The organism is Halomonas sp. MMSF_3323 (genome assembly GCF_030733595.1).
Classification (GTDB): domain Bacteria; phylum Pseudomonadota; class Gammaproteobacteria; order Pseudomonadales; family Halomonadaceae; genus Halomonas; species Halomonas litopenaei.
Window position 1 is genome coordinate 1 of sequence record NZ_JASHIT010000053.1, and the last position, 17,569, is coordinate 17,569.

Here is a 17,569-nt window from a genome sequence, read left to right on the forward strand (position 1 = left end):
TCCGCCCCCCTGGCGCGCTGTCAACACCCATCCCCGCCTGCGCGCTATACCTGTCGGTTTTGATGCACTCGTGCGCTAAGGTCGGAGACGCGACACTGCGGGGCTCTGCCGGTGATAGGGGGTCGCCAGGACTCATGCGAAATCATGCGAATTTATGCTGAGCGTGCAAGGCGTTGGAGTAGCGTATGTGGAGAAATGGATGAATCTATGCCAAGTTCGAAACAAGCAAGATCTTAGGAGGGCCTATCTGGTCCTGAGGCAGCTTGCGACCCAAAGCCGACATGTTGGCAAAGGCAGCAGGCACGTTCATTGGGGATATGCAGTATGCACGATGATTGGCGCTATACTGCCGAGCTATACTTAATTTCTAGGATTTTCAATAGGATGAGATGAGATTGAGCGCGCAGCGTAACATCGTTGAACACGCGTGCGCGTTCAAGTGGAATATCAAGCATGCAGTATAATGCAACTGTTCGGCTTTACCACTCGGTACAAGCAGTCATTGTTTCAGCCATTACAAAGAGGTGTCACAATGAAGAGAATGCTAATTCCGATATTTGTTGTGCTGCTCACCACTTCTTCAATTACGTGGGGGCAGAGTTCAGACAGGTATCGCTACTTGGTAAATGCCACAAATGAAATGAGTAGGATCGTTGGTCAGTCTGTGGCTCCGGACCGGGAGGCCTTACTGCGCGTGACGGCTCAAGCCTGCAATGCGCTTTCTATGCTTCTTGAAGATGGGCAATTCTACGAAGACCTGTCTCAATTAGACGACCAAGCTCCTGCCTCACGCGAAGAGCGAGATCAACTCAAGCGTGAACTTGATATCTTTATCTCGTCCTTCATGCGCATCGAGGAGCACGCACTTCGAGAAGCTGGAGTTGAGGAACGTACAGCCAAAGAGATTCTATGGAGTGCGAGCATGTTTCGAAACAGTATTGATGCTGATGTCACGCCAGAATACCTTCTCGAAATAATCTCGAACCTACAAGCAGAAGTCTGCCAGGGGGCTCGTAGGTTGCAGAGTGAAGAGGACAGCGCGACACGATGGGCAACAGTAAGAAAGTGGTCGTTCAGGATTGGCGGAGTGACCTTGATTGCAGTAGATGTAGGTGGTGCAGCCATTTCGGCAGGTATCACGGCACCTGTCGCCGCGGGATCCGCCGCCATTGGTGGTGCAATCGCTGGCTGGAGCGAATGACCCAGGAGATGCCGAACCACGGGCTGCAGCGGATCCGCAACGGCGGCGCTGCACTTGCCGTCGCGGGCCGCTGAGCCCGATCGTTAGGCATGCGAGATATAGAGAACATGGACTGCAAGATTTAAATATTTGGCAGGTTGGTATAACAGATGGGAACTTCTATAGAGCTCTGTGTTGGTAAAGTATCCCTTTCATATTCCAAGAATTTTAAGGGAGAAGATTATGGATTCTTGTTTCAGGAAGGTGATCTTTTCCGCCGAAGGACGGACGCAATAAATTACGATTATTGTGAAAAGTGTCCCGAAGAAAAAGAGGAGCTTGCCGAGGCTGAGGAACTTTTTGCAAGGAAGCTTTCCCGTATCTTACCTCGTCTTGATATACTTGGCTTCACTCTTGAAACTGCGCGCGCTGAGTATCAGATGCTGGTCGCAGAAGCAGAAGAAATTTCAAGCTATATAAATGTAGAGGAGTCGAAGAAAGAATGTCTCACGTTTGAAGAATTCTGCAATTTGGCATGTCGCTATCCGCTGGGCGATTTGAAAAGCGACTATATTGAGTACGATACTCCAGATCGAGACACAATTTCTCAAGGACGTTTTGCCGCTGATGTCGACGTATTTGAGCGAATTCCTTGGTCTGGAATCTCTGATTCTTATTGGTCGGAAGCCAGCTTCTTTTCAGCCAGAGTTTGCATTCTCAGTGCGGAATCAATGCTTCAGGTCTTTGCCCTAAATACCGCGAATGCTGAGGTTGAGGTTACATGGGAGTTTGGCCCTATTGTCCATGCTGGCTGGGTTCAACGTGAAGCATTCCGTCCAGGTGCGCTGCAAAAGCAAAAAGTTCTGATTGCAACCGAGGGTACATCAGACGCACGCATCATTCGACGGTCACTCGATGTTCTACGTCCGGACGTGGCAGATTTTTTCAATTTCGTGGATATCGATGAGCGCCATCCTTTCTGGGGAACCGGCAATCTCGTAAAATTCGCAGAGGGGCTTTTACGAATTGAGGTTCTCAATCAGGTCTTATTCGTTTTTGACAACGACGCAGAGGGCGTTGATGCTTTTCGAAAGCTTGAAAAGTTAAACCCTCCTGCCAACATGAGGGCGATGCTTTTACCTGATCTTGAGGAGCTCAGGGAGTTTGCAACTCTCGGGCCTGAAGGCCTAAGTATTTCTGATATCAATGGACGGGCCGCCGCGATTGAGTGCTATCTTGATCTTCGTTTAGATCAATACCCCTCCGCCCAGGTCACCTGGAGTAACTTCAAAAAAGATATCGCCGCATGGCATGGAGTGCTAGATTTTAAAGAGTCTTATTCAAAACATTTCCATGAGCAGACCGACGATCAGCTGAGAAACGGTAATTACGATATCTCTAAGTTATTAAAATTGATGGATTCGATAACTCAGCAGGCAGCGTTGGTAAGTCCGGTGATTTAAGGGTCTGCCTTTGCTTTTTCCACTCGCACATCCGAACTTATTACCTAACAAACGGCTCCACGCAGACTCTGGAGTTTCCCCACTCCCAATCCTACGTGGTTTTTGTGTACTCGCTAACGCTCATTATTACACAAAAACCTCTCCGGCTTGTCCGCTGGCAAGCCGGGCGTTATACATCAGAAAAATCTCATTGACCGCTCATGGCCGAAAGCTGAACTTCAGGCTATGCTGAAGGAGGCTTGTACGGCACCTGACAACCCGAAATGGTCATTGAGGAAAATGCAACGCACGGGCTCCAGTATTATTCGGCACACGCGATAATTGGTGTTATGTGGCCAAGCTATAATGCTTTAATGCCCCATTTGGCTAGGTGGCAGCAGGCCCGCCGAATAAAATTCATGGACGAGCATGTGCTAGGTCAACATGTGATCGTGCAGTTTAATTCCTATTGAGTATCTGTATATATTTAAACAAAGGGAGGGTGGTGCGATGTTAGATGACTTAGAGAACTTCGCGAATAAGACTGTAGCTATGGTCGACAATCATCCAGAAATAGGAGCCTTACGGCATTCTGACAACTGGTTTGATGACCAAGTGAAACTCCTTGAAGATTCACTTTCAGCATAGTCAAGCGATGCCGTGATTCTAAAACAAGACAATTTGATCAAAATGATGGCTTGTTTTTATCTTTACAAATCCAGTCGGCCGAGGCAGCTACCTCTGCGCTACTTGGGTACACGCCCAGTGCTGCGTTGTCTCAAGCATCGAGTACAGTTTCTAACTGGATACAAGGCACTTTGATACCAAACCTAAAAGGGATTTCAGGAAAAATTTTAACAATACTCTCTACTTTGTTAACGCCTACAGGCTGGATCTTAAAGGGTAGCATTGGGGGCGGTGCGCTAGGACTTTCAAATCTTGAATTAGAGATTAAATTTGGGAGGTGAAGTTAATAATTTATCAAAAAAATACACTCTTGACGTCTCGCTTACTTATACGTGAGTAAAATCAGAAGTGCCTGATCGTCTGCTTCTTTCCGAAATTCGGCATTAAGTCTATGCTGATGTTGCTGATTTGGCTACTTGAGGTTGCGAAAAGCCGTTCAAACATCGTCATGCTCATCCATTTATATAACTAATAGTTTTTTGCTGCATATTCTAAAAATAACTTATGAATGGTTAGGTGGTTAATAATATTGCACATGATGATCTGTGCTCATAAAATATTTATTTAAAAGGCGGCACAATTATTATCCTGCGCAATACAAGTTATAGGTTTTGTGAAATAGAGGATTTGGGCGTGGCTAAAGGTACAGATGCGAGGTCAGATGAACTTCGAAGGATAGCTAGCTTGCAGCCACCGATGTGGTGTAGAGCGGCTGCACTGGTAGAGCGATTTATTATTCGGGGGCTTCGTTTTTCTGTGGCAGTTGGGACTTCATGTTTTTCATTTTGGTTATTTAATATTTCAATTGATACACTTGGTAAGCCATTTGCTTCACTTACTCCGCTTGGTTTGATCGGAGGATTGCTGGCCGGTTTTTGTGTAATTTTATTTGTTTGGGTTTCAATTAAAGTGGCGTTTGGAAGAAAAGGAGAATCTAGAACTGAACAAGCTTGGAGGAAGAGGCAGGCAAATGAAAGGCGCCTGCTCGGATACGAGGATTAGATAATATGGATATTGCTGTAATACGCAACTTATGATGACATCTATAGATTATATCAGGTTGTGCTGAATGGCTGCTCTTGGCCGGGAGGTGACATCATACATTCCTCTCTGTGTGGACAGTGGCATATAGCGGCTTATTGGGAATGTGATGGTATAGCCACTGGTATAAACATATTTTTCTATTCCGAAAAAATATATACAAATCAACATGTTGCTACTTATTATCGAATCCTGCAGAGGGCGCCATCGGCGCCCTGCCACCGTCTCGCTGGCCCCAATCTGCTCGCTTCGCTCCTCCACTGCCAGGGCCGGCGTTCTCCGACCGCATCCGCCTCTATCCCGCTTTTCCAGGCCCGCTCCCTCGACCAGGCCGACATCACGATACCCTCAGCCTGTCGTCTTCTTTTTATCGATGCCAGTGGGCCTCCTGACGCAATTGCTGTCCCGGGCCTATGTCGATGACGCATGAAACGGGGGTGGACCTGGATCAGGGGGAAGGTCACCCCACCTTCGCCCACGACGAGTGACGTGCCATGCACCGTCTACTTACCTTGGCGAGCCTTCCTTCTAGGGCTTGTCTGAAAAGTGCCTGCGCTCGGTAATACGGCGTTAAAAATCGGATCAAAATGCTCATTTACACCCCGTAAACTGCGCTTTCTCACCGATTTTTGCCTTGTCTAACCTTCGCTCGTCGACTTTTCGGACAGCGCCTAGCTTCCATCGAGCATTCGACTCGCCCAACCCAGGACCCAGGTCAGGTTCCGGGTTGCACCGGCTTGTCAGCATCAGACAAACCTAATAATTGCTAGAGAACCGGGCCGGGAGCTCGTCTCCACGTCGGCGGCGAGGACACGGGAAAGCGCGCCACACCCGCCTGTTCAGGTCGCTTGCTTCGACGTTCTCGAAGCCGCTGATATCTGCGACCTGTGCGGGTGGGCATCGATGCCTGTCCCGGGGTTTGGTCTCGATACCCGACCCCGCTTCCCCGCCCCTGACGAGAGCCAGATCACCGATATCGCCAAGACATGCCCCCATCACAAGAGGACTCACATGGATCGTCGACTCCCCATCTATCTGCTCATCGACTCTTCAGGCTCGATGCGCGGTGAACCCATTGAATCCGTGAACGTCGGCATCAGCGCCATGCTGTCCGCCCTGCGCCAAGATCCCTATGCCCTCGAAACGGTACATATCTCGATCATTACCTTCGACAACCAGGTGAAGGAACTGGTCCCCCTGCAGGCCCTGGAAACGGCGCACATCGATGATATCGAACTGCCTCGCTCGGGGGCGACGCACCTGGGAGAAGGTCTCCACTTCGTCTGCGATCGAATCGCCAGGGATGTCCGTACCTCGACAGACCACCAGAAGGGCGACTTTCGCCCGATGATGTTCGTCATGACCGATGGCTCACCGTCCGATCTCATGGATTTCAACAGTGCCGTCGAGCGCCTCAAGGGCGTGGAGTTCGCCCAGATCATCGCCTGCGCCGCCGGGCCAAAGGCCAGGACGCAGGAGCTGAAACGCTTCGCTACCCAGACGGTATCGCTGGAGCACATGGACAGTTCCAGCTTCGCCAACTACTTCCAGTGGGTGTCGGCTTCGATCGCGGCTTCCGCATCCGGCCAACAGCAGGACGATGACCAGGACATCGACCTGCCCCCGCCGCCCGATGAAGTCCAGGTCGTGATCTGAGGAATCGCCGATGCGTCGTCTACCGATCTATCTTGTTCTCGATGTCTCCGAATCCATGGCGGGTGACCCCCTGGCCGAACTCGGACACACGATGGAGTCCATCGTCGACTCGCTGCGCCAGGATCCCCACGCCCTGGAGTCGGTTCACCTGTCGGTCATCGCCTTCGCCGGCAAGGCCCAGCTGATCGTGCCGATGGTCGAACTGATGACGTTCTACCCGCCACGACTGCCGCTTGGCGGCGGAACAGCGCTAGGGGCGGCCCTCGACGAGCTGATGACCCGCATCGAAGTCGACGTCAAGAAGACGACCGCCGATCAGCGCGGGGACTGGGAGCCCATCGTCTACCTGTTGACCGACGGCCGTCCTACCGACAACACCGATCACGCGATAGCACGCTGGCAACGCCATTTCGCCAGCCGCGCCCACCTGATTGCCGTGACCCTGGGTCCGGCGGCGGACCTGGCGCTACTCAAGCGCCTCACCGATGACGTGGTCGCCATGGAATCCGCCAGCGCCGAGGCACTGGGACGGTTCGCAAAATGGGTCACCGCCTCCGTGGCCGCCCAGAGCCAGGCCATCGATATCGCAGAGGGGACTTCGTCGCGTCTGTCGATCGCCAAGGCAGAAGAAGCGGGAATCAACCTGATCAAGCAATCGGACGTCTCATCCTGGGCACCGATGGATGAACGGGTAGCGGTGTTCACCGGTCGATGCCATCGAACATCTCGCCCCTATCTGCTCAAGTACGCCAGTGTGGCCGTCCCCGGTGCGTTCAGCACGGGTGACTGGGACCACTTCTACGGTCTCGAAGGATGCTACCCACTGGATGAAAGCTACTTCGAGTGGTCATCTATCGTGCCTCTTCACGCGGCGCTTTCCACAAGCCAGATCGAGGGCGTTCCCCCCTGCCCCCATTGCGGTGCCCGCACCACCCTCGCCAAGTGCAGCTGTGGAAAATTGATGTGCTGCAACGGTCCCGGCGTCCAGCAATGTCCCTGGTGCGACCAGTCGGTCGAGTTCGTTGCCGAAAGCCATGGAGCCGGCTTTGATATGACCCGGGGGCTTGGATGAACGTGAAATACGATACCCCGCGACACAACGCTCGCATCATCCTCGCCACCCTGTACCCGGACCCGAATGTTCGGCCCAGACATCCCTCGCAACTGGATCGACTCGCCGAATCGCCGACGATCCAGCACCTGATCAAGCGCTTCAGGCAAGACCTCGGCGAGGCCATGCGCGCCTATGGCGAAGCCCAGTCAGCAGACGTTCGGACTTCCTTGCCGCAGGACCCGGCGGTACCCGACAAGGAGGCTGGCAGCGCTCCCCATGAGCCCGTCGACACTAGCCGTCCATCGAATACACCACAGGCGAGCGAAGAACTCCCGACGAGCATGACGCCACTCCCTGGCCATGAGCCAGCCATCACCACGCTGACGCTGAGCATACCCAACGGGCGCCTGGGTCAGCTTTACCGGGCAGACCTGACCCGCCTGTGTTCCGGCCTGCAAGCATGTGCCGAAGTAACCATGATGGAGGGGGACGATATCGGCCTGGTGCTCGAGCCTCCTGCATGCCTCAGCGGATACCCCTCCAGCACAGGCTCTCATCGCCTACGGGTACGCGGCGTGGGCCATGATGGCCAACCGCTGGTGGATGCTGTCCTGAAATTTGCCGTCATCCCCAATTCGCGTGATCTTTGGCAGAACATGCCTGCCGATCAGACCGCACCCTACGCGAAACCCGAAAGCGACATCGATCGATGCGCGTCCCACCCAGGCTGGCAGTTGACGGTGGGGTCACAACGAGGACGATCACACGCCCACCGTGGCAGTCACCGCGATGATCATGGCGTCATCACCCACCATGAAGGCGGCTGGGACCTGCTGGTCATCGGTGACGGAGCAGGCTCCTGTCACTTTTCGCGGGAAGGCAGCCGGCTGGCCACCACCCGTACCCTTGAGGTCCTTGGCGAATCACTGAACCGAGAAGGTGGCGCCCTGGAAAAGGCGCTGACCGAATGGTGGAGGTCGACGGATCGATCGACACTACCCCAGACAGCAATCACAGCGCTGAGCAGTACCGTCGTTTCCTCGATTCATGCCGGCTACCAGGCCATCGTCGAGGAAGCCGAGGCCTCCGGCCACCCCGTCAAGGCCTTCGCCACGACCCTGCTGCTGGCGGTCCATAAAGCGACCGAAGACGGTCACCTGATCATCAGCTTCGGCATCGGCGATGGCGCGGTCGCAGCGCTGACGACGCCAGATGACGTCCGTCTGATGAATACGCCCGATTGCGGTGACCACGCTGGCCAGACACGGTTCCTCGACAGGGCTCTGTTCCAGGAGGTCGATGATCTGTACCGGCGTATTCACGTTCAGGTGCTGCCTGACCTGGAGGCGCTCGTGCTGGCCACCGATGGGGTCACAGACCCGAAGTTCGACTCCGACAACGATCTGCACAATGGCCCCCTCTGGTGGTCGTTGTTCGAGGACATCAGACCGCACCTGGTGGCCCCGTCAACGACGGAGACCATGGATCCGCTACTGGAGTATCTCGATTTCTTCGTCGAGCGGCACCACGATGACCGCACGATCGCGCTGCTGCATCGTCGCGGTGGCGTCACCGACGCCGAAGCGGCATCAACCGTCGGTGGGGGACAGCATGACTGATGCCATCACCACGCTGACGGCCGCCAACGGCGAGACGATCAAGTTCCGTGACAGAATCATCGCCAGTGGCGGCATGAAGGATGTCTACGCAAGCCCGGAAAGGGACTATGTCGTGGCCTTCTACCGCAAGGCACCGGACGTGCATGCCATCGAGCGGCTCGACATGATCACCGGCCCCTACCGCGAGCGGATATTCGAAGGCGAGGCCGGGGACTACTGGAAACAACTGTTCTGCTGGCCCACCACAACGGTCCAGCATGGCGGGCGCATCGGTGTCGTGGCCCCGTTCTACCACGACCACTTTTTCTTCAAGCATGGTTCGTTCAACAACGACATGCTCAAGATTCGAGGCAAGGACAAGCAAGGCAAATGGTTTGCCTCTCCTCACCATCAGTTCAAGTTTCTGGATGCCAGAGAGCGCGGCAACTGGCTTGGCTACCTGCAGCTCTGCCTGAAACTGGCACGCGCTCTGCGACGCCTGCACGCAGCGGGCCTCGCCCACTCCGACCTCAGCTACAAGAACGTACTGCTGGCCCCCACCAGCGGCCGGGTCTGCATCATCGATGTCGATGGCCTGGTAGTCCCCGCTCGGTTTCCACCGGAGGTGGTCGGCACACCCGACTTCATCGCGCCAGAGGTCGTGATGAGCAGCTGCCTGCCGCGGGATGACCCTCGCCGCGTGCTGCCCAGCATCAGCACCGATAGCCACGCACTGGCCGTGATGATCTATAGCTTGCTGCTGCTGCGTCACCCTCTGCGTGGAAAGAAGATCCACGCCAAGGACCCGGTCGAGGACGAGCGGCTGGCCATGGGGGAAAAGGCCGTGTTCATCGAGCACCCTGTGGATAGCTCCAACCGCCTCAGCGTCGATGGGGCAAGACCCACGGAACTGCCCTGGGTGGACCCCGACAGCCTCCCCTACACCGCCACCGGCCCCTACCTCAAGGTGCTTTTCGACAGAGCCTTCATCGACGGACTGCACAACCCGGCGATGCGGCCCAGCGCGGACGAGTGGGAGTCGGCGCTGGTACGCACCGTCGACCTGATACAGCCCTGCCACAACAGCGCCTGTGAGCAGGGCTGGTTTGTCTTCGACAATGCCACGGCACCACGCTGCCCGTTCTGTGGCACGCACTACACGGGCCAATTGCCGATCATCAATCTGTACTCGAAGCGTGGCGAAAAATATCGACCGGACAACCATCGCCTGATGGTGTACTCCAACCTGAGCCTCTTTCCCTGGCACATCGACCGCACCATCACCCCGAATGAACGCCTGCCTGCGGCTCACAGGCGACGGGTCGGCTACTTCGTGCAGCACCAGGGACGCTGGTTTCTGGTGAACGAGGGCATGCCCGAGTTGAAAAATGCCGATACCGACGCCCCTTGTCCTGTCGGCGCCAGAGTCGAACTGCGTGCCAATCTCAAGCTTCTTGCCGGTACACGGCCTGGGCAGCGTCTGTTGCTGCTGCAAATGGTCGAGGGCGGCAGCGACTAGGGCTTTCCTTCACCGCCGCCTCAGACCTCCCCGCCAACGGCACGCCCCCTTGTCTACACCGGCCCCGTCGCCAAGGGGCCGCCGGGGGCCAGATGAAACGCCGCGATCAGTGTGGCTGACGCTATTGGCGTCGTCGTTTGACACCGTGTTGCCACTCGACAGATGACGATATCCAGAAACGGTCACCAGAACTCCCCTTCACAGTGATCCGAGCATGGCGTCGTCACCCAGCCCCTTTTCACCAGATTATGCCCAGTCCACAAACTTTACCCTCCCTGTAAAAAATGATCTCGATCATTCCTTGTCACCGACCTACCGAAATAGATTAGTCGACACTTATCGATAAAAGTCACGATGGGATACGCTGAGACAGGAATAAAAAACCACGAAAAAAACGGAGACAAACATGCTGAGCAGCTTCCTTGAAAAGACCAAGAAAGGGTTAAACGACCTTGCAACAAATGCAAAAAAATATCGCAATGCTGATTTTCTCGAATCGGCAATGGCCGCAAGTGCGATGATTACCGTTGCCGACGGAAGCATCACTCGGGAAGAGAAGGAAAAGGCGTTCAACTTTGTCAAAAACCTGGAAGCCCTTCAGATCTTCGATCCGATTGAGGTAGGAAAATGTTTCAAGAAGCATCTGGATCGCCTTGACCCGGACAACCCTGGCACCGACGTCGATATCGCGAGCATAACCTCAATGCAAATCATTGGAAAGATAAAGAAAAATGATGCACAAGCACGAATGGTGCTTCGCCTGGCTATCGCTATTGGCGGGGCCGACGGCAACTTCGATGACCAAGAGAAGGCCAAGGCATCACAGATCGCCAAGGAGTTGGGACTCTCCCCGTCAGAGTTTGACCCGCCCTCTTGATAAAGGAATGTCCCCATGGATTTTGGATTCCCCTCCGAGGCCGTAGTAATTCTGGGGGTAACCGTCGTCTCTTCGGTATGGCTAGATCTTTTTTCTCACCGAAACAGCGAAGAGGTCACCTTGAAGAATGCGACCGCCTGGTCCGTCTTCTGGATATCCCTGGCGTTAGCGTTCTACGGCTATCTTCATTTTAGATACTCCGAAGAGTTTGCCAGCCTCTTCCTGTCGGGATACGTGCTCGAGAAAGCGCTGTCGATAGACAATATGATGGTGTTCGTTGCCATCTTTTCCAGCTTCGGCATCAAGGGGATCTTGCAGCACCGTATCCTCTACTACGGCATCGTTGGTGCGCTGGTATTTCGTGCCGCCTTTGTTGCGGCCGGCACCGCTGTCTTTGGACTCTCCCACTGGATCGAACTATTGTTCGCCGCCATCGTCCTGTGGACGGGCATCAAGATGTTCAACGGCAGCGAGGATAACGATGAAACCGTCGACTATTCAAACCACTGGTCGGTGCGGTTGACCAAGAAGCTGCTGCCCGTCTTGCCCCGCCTGGTGGAAAACAAGTTCCTTGTGAAACGCTCAATAGCCGATGACGTTGCTAAAAAGGAAGGGTTTTCACTTCCTAGAAGCGCACCCTTATATGCGACACCTTTATTACTGTGTCTTCTTTGCATCGAAGTCTCGGACATCATCTTCAGCTTCGATAGCGTCCCGGCGATTATCGCAGTAACGAAGGAGCCATTCCTGGTCTATTCGGCTGTCATCTTCGCCATACTCGGACTCAGGAACCTTTACTTCATGCTGGCAGCTGCAGCGAAGTACCTGATCCACCTGGAGAAGGCCGTCGCACTCGTGCTGGTATTCATCGCTATCAAGCTCGGCAGCTCCGCCTTGGGTCTGTATCACATCCATCATGAGGTAAGTCTTATCGTGGTGCTTGGCCTTATTGCGCTTGGCGTGGTTGCAAGCCTTCTATTTCCCGAGAAGGAACAACATGCCTCTGATCCATAAGTCAGCCGATGCCTCCATTGAGGGGGCACTGGAAAGCCACTCAAGACTTTCCAGCGCCTCTTTACTGAGCGCTGCCACCAGCCAAGGAGAAGGCAAATCATGATTGATCTGAGTAAAGGTAGCCGCATCAACCTGTCAAAAGAAGCCCCCGGCGCCACCAAGTTTATTCTCGGCATGGGGTGGGACGCGCGCAAGACCGATGGTACCGACTTTGACCTGGATGCCTCGGCCCTGCTACTGGACGCCAGCGAGAAACCGGTCGGCGGGCCGAAGTCACTGGTGTTCTATGGACAGCAAACATCACCGTGTGGCGGTGTCGCATCCTCTGGGGACAACCTTACCGGGGAAGGAGACGGTGATGATGAAAGCATTATTGTCGATACCACTGCCATAGATAGCAACATCGAAAAAATCATTCTTCTGGTAACCATCCATGAAGCCGAAAGTCGTGGACAGAACTTCGGCATGGTCAGCAACGCCTATGTCCGCATCCTTCAGGATGGCAGTGAGGATGTCATCGCACGGTATGACCTTTCCGAAGACTACTCTACCGAGACGGCTGTCATCTTCGGCGAGCTTTACAAGAAAGATGGTGACTGGCGCTTCGCGGCAAAGGGAGATGGCTTCGCAGGAGGACTGGCTGCATTCCTCAAGGAATACGGACTTCAGTAACACCTCTTCCACTAGCCGACAAAAGAGCGAAAGCCACTAACGGAGGTCATCATGGCAATCTCACTTTCCAAAGGCGCCAACATCTCGTTGACCAAGGAAGCGCCTGGCATCAAGAAAATTCGGGTTGGCCTTGGCTGGGATGCTCGCATCACTACCGGGCATGACTTCGACCTGGATGCCAGCGTGTTCCTGGTTGATAAAAACGGAAAATGCCGTAACGAGAAAGATTTCATCTTCTACAACAACCTCAAATCTGCTGACGGGTCTGTCGAACACACTGGAGACAACACCACAGGCGACGGTGAAGGCGACGATGAAACCATCGTCATCGACCTGCCTCTTGTCCCTCGCGACATTGATCGCATTGCTATCACCGTCACCATCCATGAGTCAAAGAGCCGTGGGCAGAGTTTTGGACAGGTGGAGAATGCCTTTGCCCGGGTGGTGAACGCGGAAAACAACCAGGAAGTGGCTCGTTACGACTTGTCAGAGGATTACAGCACCGAAGACGCCATGATCTTCTGTGAACTGTATCGTCACGGCGAAGAGTGGAAGTTCCGCGCCATTGGCCAGGGCTTCGACGGCGGTCTGGCTGACCTTGTCAGCAAGTATGGCCTCAACGCTGCCTGAGGCTTGGCGGCCATGAGTCTGCATCGGGCATTACGACATGATGGATCGGCTCAATAGGTGCTCTTGCATCTGGTGAACTCAGGCTAGCTGCCGATCTTCTCATTGTCGCTTCATTGCTTGCAGACGTTTGGCCCCCAGCCAAAGCCCGAAACTGAGCAGCTACGGTGGGGCTTTTCGCCCCACCTTCATCCATCAAGCGTCCAGGAAAGCGCCAGATCCCGTCTTCATGGGCTTACCCTCGCTTGCACCAACGATAGGGGATTCCGTGCCTATCACGCAGCATAGTGCCACCATCTGTGCCGGCACTCTCGAGCTGACCCTCCACGAGCAGGGAGAGAGGCTGGAGGAACTGCTGGCCTTCGGCTCGCGCCTCAATCCGCGCCGTGGCTATCTGTTTATCTCCAGGGTTCTGGGCAAGCATGTCCCCGTCCGCCCGAGCGCGATGGATAGCATTCACGCAGAATTGGCGTCCGCGATCCAGCTGCTGGGGTCGACCGCCTATGTCGTAGGCATGGCGGAAACCGCCATCGGCCTCGGTGCCGGGGTTAGCCGTCACCTCGCCGCTACCCATGACGACAGCGTCTTCCATCACACCACACGTTTCACCGTCGCGACGCCCTGGATCCGTATCAGGGAGGCCCATTCCCATGCAGATACCATGCACCTGGCGAAGCTTGGCGTGGAGGCTCAAGCTGCGGTCAGCGAGGTGCAGGATCTGGTATTGGTCGACGATGAGATCACGACCGGTAGAACGCTGGCCCAGTTGGCAAGGGCGCTGATGATTCAACCCGAGCTTGCTCGGGTGAAGCGGCTCCATATCGTCTCTCTGGTGAGCTGGCTTTCGCCGACCGCTCGACAGGCGCTTCTCGATCAACTGCCTGAGATGCTGGAGGTACGCTTCGTCCAGTTGATGGCGGGAGAATTCACGTTCCACCCCCGCCCTGACTTTGCTCCATCCCTGCCCGACGACGTTGACACTGACTTCTCCCAGGCGATTGCGCATCGCCAACATCGACCGCTGCCGATCGAGAACGAAGGCCTCTACGGCAAGGTCATGAGCTCTCGCCAGCAGCCCCCGCAGGCATTGCTAGAGGCTATCGATATCACCCCCGACGTGCCTGTCGTGGTGTTCGGCATGGGTGAATATCTTGACGCCCCCTTTCGCCTGGCGCTTCAGCTGGAGCAGCGTGGACAAGAAGTGCTGTTTCAAAGCTCGACACGTTCGCCCATTGCCGTGGCCGACGCGGTGGCGTCCCGGATCGAGCACGCGGCGCCGGATGCCGGAGGCAAAAGGCACTACCTCTATAACGCTCCGGCTCGACACCTGCCACTGGCCTTTGACGGTATCGGACGGATCGACCTTAGCCGTGAACTGGAAGCCAACCATCTCCAATCCTTCAGCCGACAGGCCTGTCCATGACCAACCGCCTGATCGTTCTCAGCGACCTCGACGATACCTGGTTCAGCACCCATCGCGCAGAGCCCACCGAGGACAAGCGACTCCATCTTGCTGCAGTCGATCGCCAGGGAGCCCCCCTCTGCTTCCAGACAGCCCAGCAAAATGCGCTGTGGAAGCTGATCGAACGCACCGCCGATATCATCATTCCGGTGACCGGCCGCACCAGCTACGCGGTCGAACGAGTGACATTGCTGGCGCGAGGCGGCTACACCATCGCTAGCCACGGTGCCCTGGTGACACTGGATGGCACTATCGTCCCGGCCTGGGCAGAGCATCTGGCACCTCACCTGGATGAGGCCAAGACGGCCCTTGAACAGGCCAGAAATCATCTCGAACCGCTCGTCGCCAGACTCGCGCCAGGTGGAGACATCCATCTGCGCGTCCTGCATGACCTCGATGTTCCCGTCTATCTCTCCGTCAAGTCTTGCGCTGAACTGCCAGAGCGCCTTGTCGCGGCGCTTCGCGAGGCCTCCGCTCGGTTTGGACTGAGACTCCACGCCAACGCACGCAATGCAGCCTTGCGCCCTCACTACACCTGCAAGGCCAGCGCCGCCAGGTTTGTCCTCGAACAGCTGCTGGAACGCCACCCTGAAGACACTGTGCTCACCTTCGGTGACAGCCTGTCCGACATCGACTTCATGGGGACTGGCGACATGGCCGTGGCGCCGACCAACAGCCAGATCTGGCGCCAATTGCAGGAGTTTGCCCAATGACCTCGATGATCGGCCTTACTCCCATCCACGGATCCTACTGTCCCGACGACTGCCAGTTCCTGCTGACCCCGATCAGCCCACGATTTCTGTCCATCGAGGAGAAGGAAAGGCGAATTCAGACGGGACAAGCCCACTACAGCGAGATGATCCATCGCGAGGCGGCGCCCAGCGCTCGGTATCTGAGTCTCTTCGACGCCCTGAGTGACCGCTACGCCCAGCGTCTGGCCCAGGAAGTCTGCTCGCTCGCTGGCCGTCTGCTGGCCGACATCGGCCACAGTCAGGCACCGATCGGACTGGTCAGCCTCGCTCGGGCCGGGACGCCGGTGGGCGCACTGCTTCGGCGCGCCCTGGTGGGGCAGGGGCAACAGCCCTGCGAGCACTACAGTATTTCCATTATTCGCGACCGTGGCATCGACACCCAGGCACTGGACTATATTCTCGACACCGTCGGCCTGGCACCAGAGCGGCTGGTCTTCATCGATGCCTGGACCGCCAAAGGCGTCATCACGCGGGAGCTGCGTGCCAGTCTGGCGCGCTACAACGCTGAACGCAAAGCGGCTGGCAAGTCGCCGGTCCCGGTGCGCCTGGCCGTCATCTCGGACATCGGAGGCACCGCCGACTACTCGGCCACCTTCGACGACTACGCCATTCCTTCCGGCGTACTCAACGCGACCGTCTCGGGTCTCGTCTCCCGCTCGGTGGTCAATGACCAGGTGCCCGCCGGCGCCTTCCACGGCTGCGTGATCCATGATGACCTGGCCGAACACGACCGCTCTCATGCCTTTCTGGATCAGGTTTCAACGCACTTCACCGGCCTCGATAGCTCCCTTTCCCGCGCCACCGCCACCGCCGAGCGTGCCCGCCAGCGGCAATCGATGCTGACGATGCTGGATACCCTGGCCCGGGACTATCAGGTCAGTGACATCAATCACATCAAACCCGGCATTGCCGAGGCCACGCGCGTCATGCTGCGTCGCGTACCGGCCCTGCTGCTGGTGCGAGACAAGCGCCATCCTGATGTGGAACACCTGTTGCTGCTGGCTGGTGAGAAGGCCGTTGCGGTTGTGGAGCGTCCGGACATGCCCTTCCACGCCTGCTCGATCATCAAGACCCTGACCGCCGAGGCACGCCCATGAGCGTCTCCCGAGTCTACGCCGCGCTGGGCGCCTCGCTGTATGTTCCGGCAACCCATCCGCGTCTCGACCATATCCTTGCCCACGGCTGCCACGGGGCACGCTCGATCATCTTCTGCACCGAGGATGCGGTGGCACCCGATGCAGTCGCCTGGGCCGTGCAGCGCCTGATCAAGGCACTCAAGAGCACACCGAGAGATACCCGACATCTGCGATTCGTCAGGCCACGCTCGCCTTTGGTGCTACGCCAACTGGTCGAGTCAGCGGGAGCGCTGGACGCCCTGGACGGTATCGTGGTGCCGAAGTTCGACAGCCACAGCGCGGCGCGCTGGAAGTCGGTCCTCGACAGCGCCCCACAGTTGCCACTGATGCCCACTCTTGAGACAACCGCGCTGTTTCGCGATGCGACGGCGGATGCCATCGGCGAGTCTCTGGATGAACTGCGCAATCCCGTCATCACACTGCGCATCGGCGCCAACGATCTTCTGGGCACGCTCGGCATCAAGCGCGAACCGGGCATGACGATCTACGACACACCGCTACGCTCGACACTGGAGCGCATCGTGACCCTGTTCCGACCGGCCGGCTACGAGATAGCGGCGCCGGTCTGTGACCTGATCGGCGAGCCGGAGACACTGGCCCGTGAGGTCGCTCAGGACATCGCCTGGGGATTCTACGCCAAGACCTGCATCCACCCATCGCAGATCGATGTCATCGAGGCCCACCTGAAGCAGGCCATCCAGCGACAGCGCCAACAGGCCAACCAACTCCTGACACGTGGAGACGCCGTCTTCCAGGACAACGGGCAAATGCTCGAGCAGACCTGCCATGGCTCCTGGGCGCAGCGAATCCATTCCCTGCAAGCCGAGTATCAACATCAACAGTAAGGAAGCT

Annotated in this window: 15 protein-coding genes; all 15 read left to right on the top strand. The window is 56.3% G+C overall.

The window, feature by feature from the left end:
• The first annotated feature begins 532 nt into the window (after window positions 1-532).
• The 15 genes from RBB39_RS20635 to RBB39_RS20705 all read left to right on the top strand — a co-directional run bounded on the left by RBB39_RS20635 (window position 533) and on the right by RBB39_RS20705 (window position 17,562).
• Complete coding sequence (locus RBB39_RS20635; protein ID WP_124802614.1) at window positions 533-1,201, top strand: hypothetical protein; 669 nt, start codon at window positions 533-535, stop codon at window positions 1,199-1,201.
• 149 nt (window positions 1,202-1,350) lie between these two features.
• Entirely contained in the window at window positions 1,351-2,643 is a 1,293-nt protein-coding gene (locus tag RBB39_RS20640) for a HEPN/Toprim-associated domain-containing protein (RefSeq protein ID WP_124802616.1), read from the top strand.
• Window positions 2,644-3,942: 1,299 nt separating this feature from the next.
• Complete coding sequence (locus tag RBB39_RS20645; protein WP_124802618.1) at window positions 3,943-4,311, top strand: hypothetical protein; 369 nt, start codon at window positions 3,943-3,945, stop codon at window positions 4,309-4,311.
• A gap of 1,050 nt (window positions 4,312-5,361) precedes the next feature.
• Window positions 5,362-6,006 (top strand): VWA domain-containing protein, encoded by a 645-nt coding sequence (locus tag RBB39_RS20650; RefSeq protein WP_124802620.1) that lies wholly within the window; start codon window positions 5,362-5,364, stop codon window positions 6,004-6,006.
• Window positions 6,007-6,016: 10 nt separating this feature from the next.
• Entirely contained in the window at window positions 6,017-7,078 is a 1,062-nt protein-coding gene (locus tag RBB39_RS20655) for a TerY-C metal binding domain-containing protein (protein ID WP_124802622.1), read from the top strand.
• Window positions 7,075-8,679, top strand: coding sequence for a PP2C family serine/threonine-protein phosphatase (locus tag RBB39_RS20660; RefSeq protein WP_124802624.1), 1,605 nt, complete (start codon window positions 7,075-7,077; stop codon window positions 8,677-8,679). Before RBB39_RS20655 ends, RBB39_RS20660 begins: the two co-directional genes overlap by 4 nt.
• Window positions 8,672-10,177 carry a helix-hairpin-helix domain-containing protein gene (locus RBB39_RS20665; protein WP_124802626.1) on the top strand — a complete coding sequence of 502 codons (1,506 nt, stop codon included), beginning with the start codon at window positions 8,672-8,674 and terminating at the stop codon, window positions 10,175-10,177. Before RBB39_RS20660 ends, RBB39_RS20665 begins: the two co-directional genes overlap by 8 nt.
• A gap of 406 nt (window positions 10,178-10,583) precedes the next feature.
• Window positions 10,584-11,054, top strand: coding sequence for a tellurite resistance TerB family protein (locus tag RBB39_RS20670; RefSeq protein WP_306169372.1), 471 nt, complete (start codon window positions 10,584-10,586; stop codon window positions 11,052-11,054).
• Window positions 11,055-11,069: 15 nt separating this feature from the next.
• On the top strand, window positions 11,070-12,068 hold the full coding sequence (locus RBB39_RS20675; RefSeq protein WP_045994739.1) for a TerC/Alx family metal homeostasis membrane protein: 999 nt from the start codon (window positions 11,070-11,072) through the stop codon (window positions 12,066-12,068).
• A gap of 99 nt (window positions 12,069-12,167) precedes the next feature.
• Window positions 12,168-12,740, top strand: coding sequence for a TerD family protein (locus RBB39_RS20680; RefSeq protein WP_290442791.1), 573 nt, complete (start codon window positions 12,168-12,170; stop codon window positions 12,738-12,740).
• A 51-nt stretch (window positions 12,741-12,791) separates the two neighbouring features.
• Window positions 12,792-13,370 (top strand): TerD family protein, encoded by a 579-nt coding sequence (locus RBB39_RS20685; protein WP_045994737.1) that lies wholly within the window; start codon window positions 12,792-12,794, stop codon window positions 13,368-13,370.
• A 226-nt stretch (window positions 13,371-13,596) separates the two neighbouring features.
• Complete coding sequence (locus RBB39_RS20690; RefSeq protein WP_083970636.1) at window positions 13,597-14,790, top strand: phosphoribosyltransferase domain-containing protein; 1,194 nt, start codon at window positions 13,597-13,599, stop codon at window positions 14,788-14,790.
• Window positions 14,787-15,542 (top strand): hypothetical protein, encoded by a 756-nt coding sequence (locus tag RBB39_RS20695; protein WP_045994736.1) that lies wholly within the window; start codon window positions 14,787-14,789, stop codon window positions 15,540-15,542. The genes RBB39_RS20690 and RBB39_RS20695 overlap by 4 nt, the downstream gene beginning before the upstream one ends.
• Window positions 15,539-16,678, top strand: a complete 1,140-nt coding sequence (locus tag RBB39_RS20700) for a cysteine protease StiP family protein (RefSeq protein WP_045994735.1) — start codon at window positions 15,539-15,541, stop codon at window positions 16,676-16,678. Before RBB39_RS20695 ends, RBB39_RS20700 begins: the two co-directional genes overlap by 4 nt.
• Window positions 16,675-17,562 (top strand): aldolase/citrate lyase family protein, encoded by an 888-nt coding sequence (locus tag RBB39_RS20705; RefSeq protein ID WP_045994734.1) that lies wholly within the window; start codon window positions 16,675-16,677, stop codon window positions 17,560-17,562. Before RBB39_RS20700 ends, RBB39_RS20705 begins: the two co-directional genes overlap by 4 nt.
• Window positions 17,563-17,569: the final 7 nt, after the last annotated feature.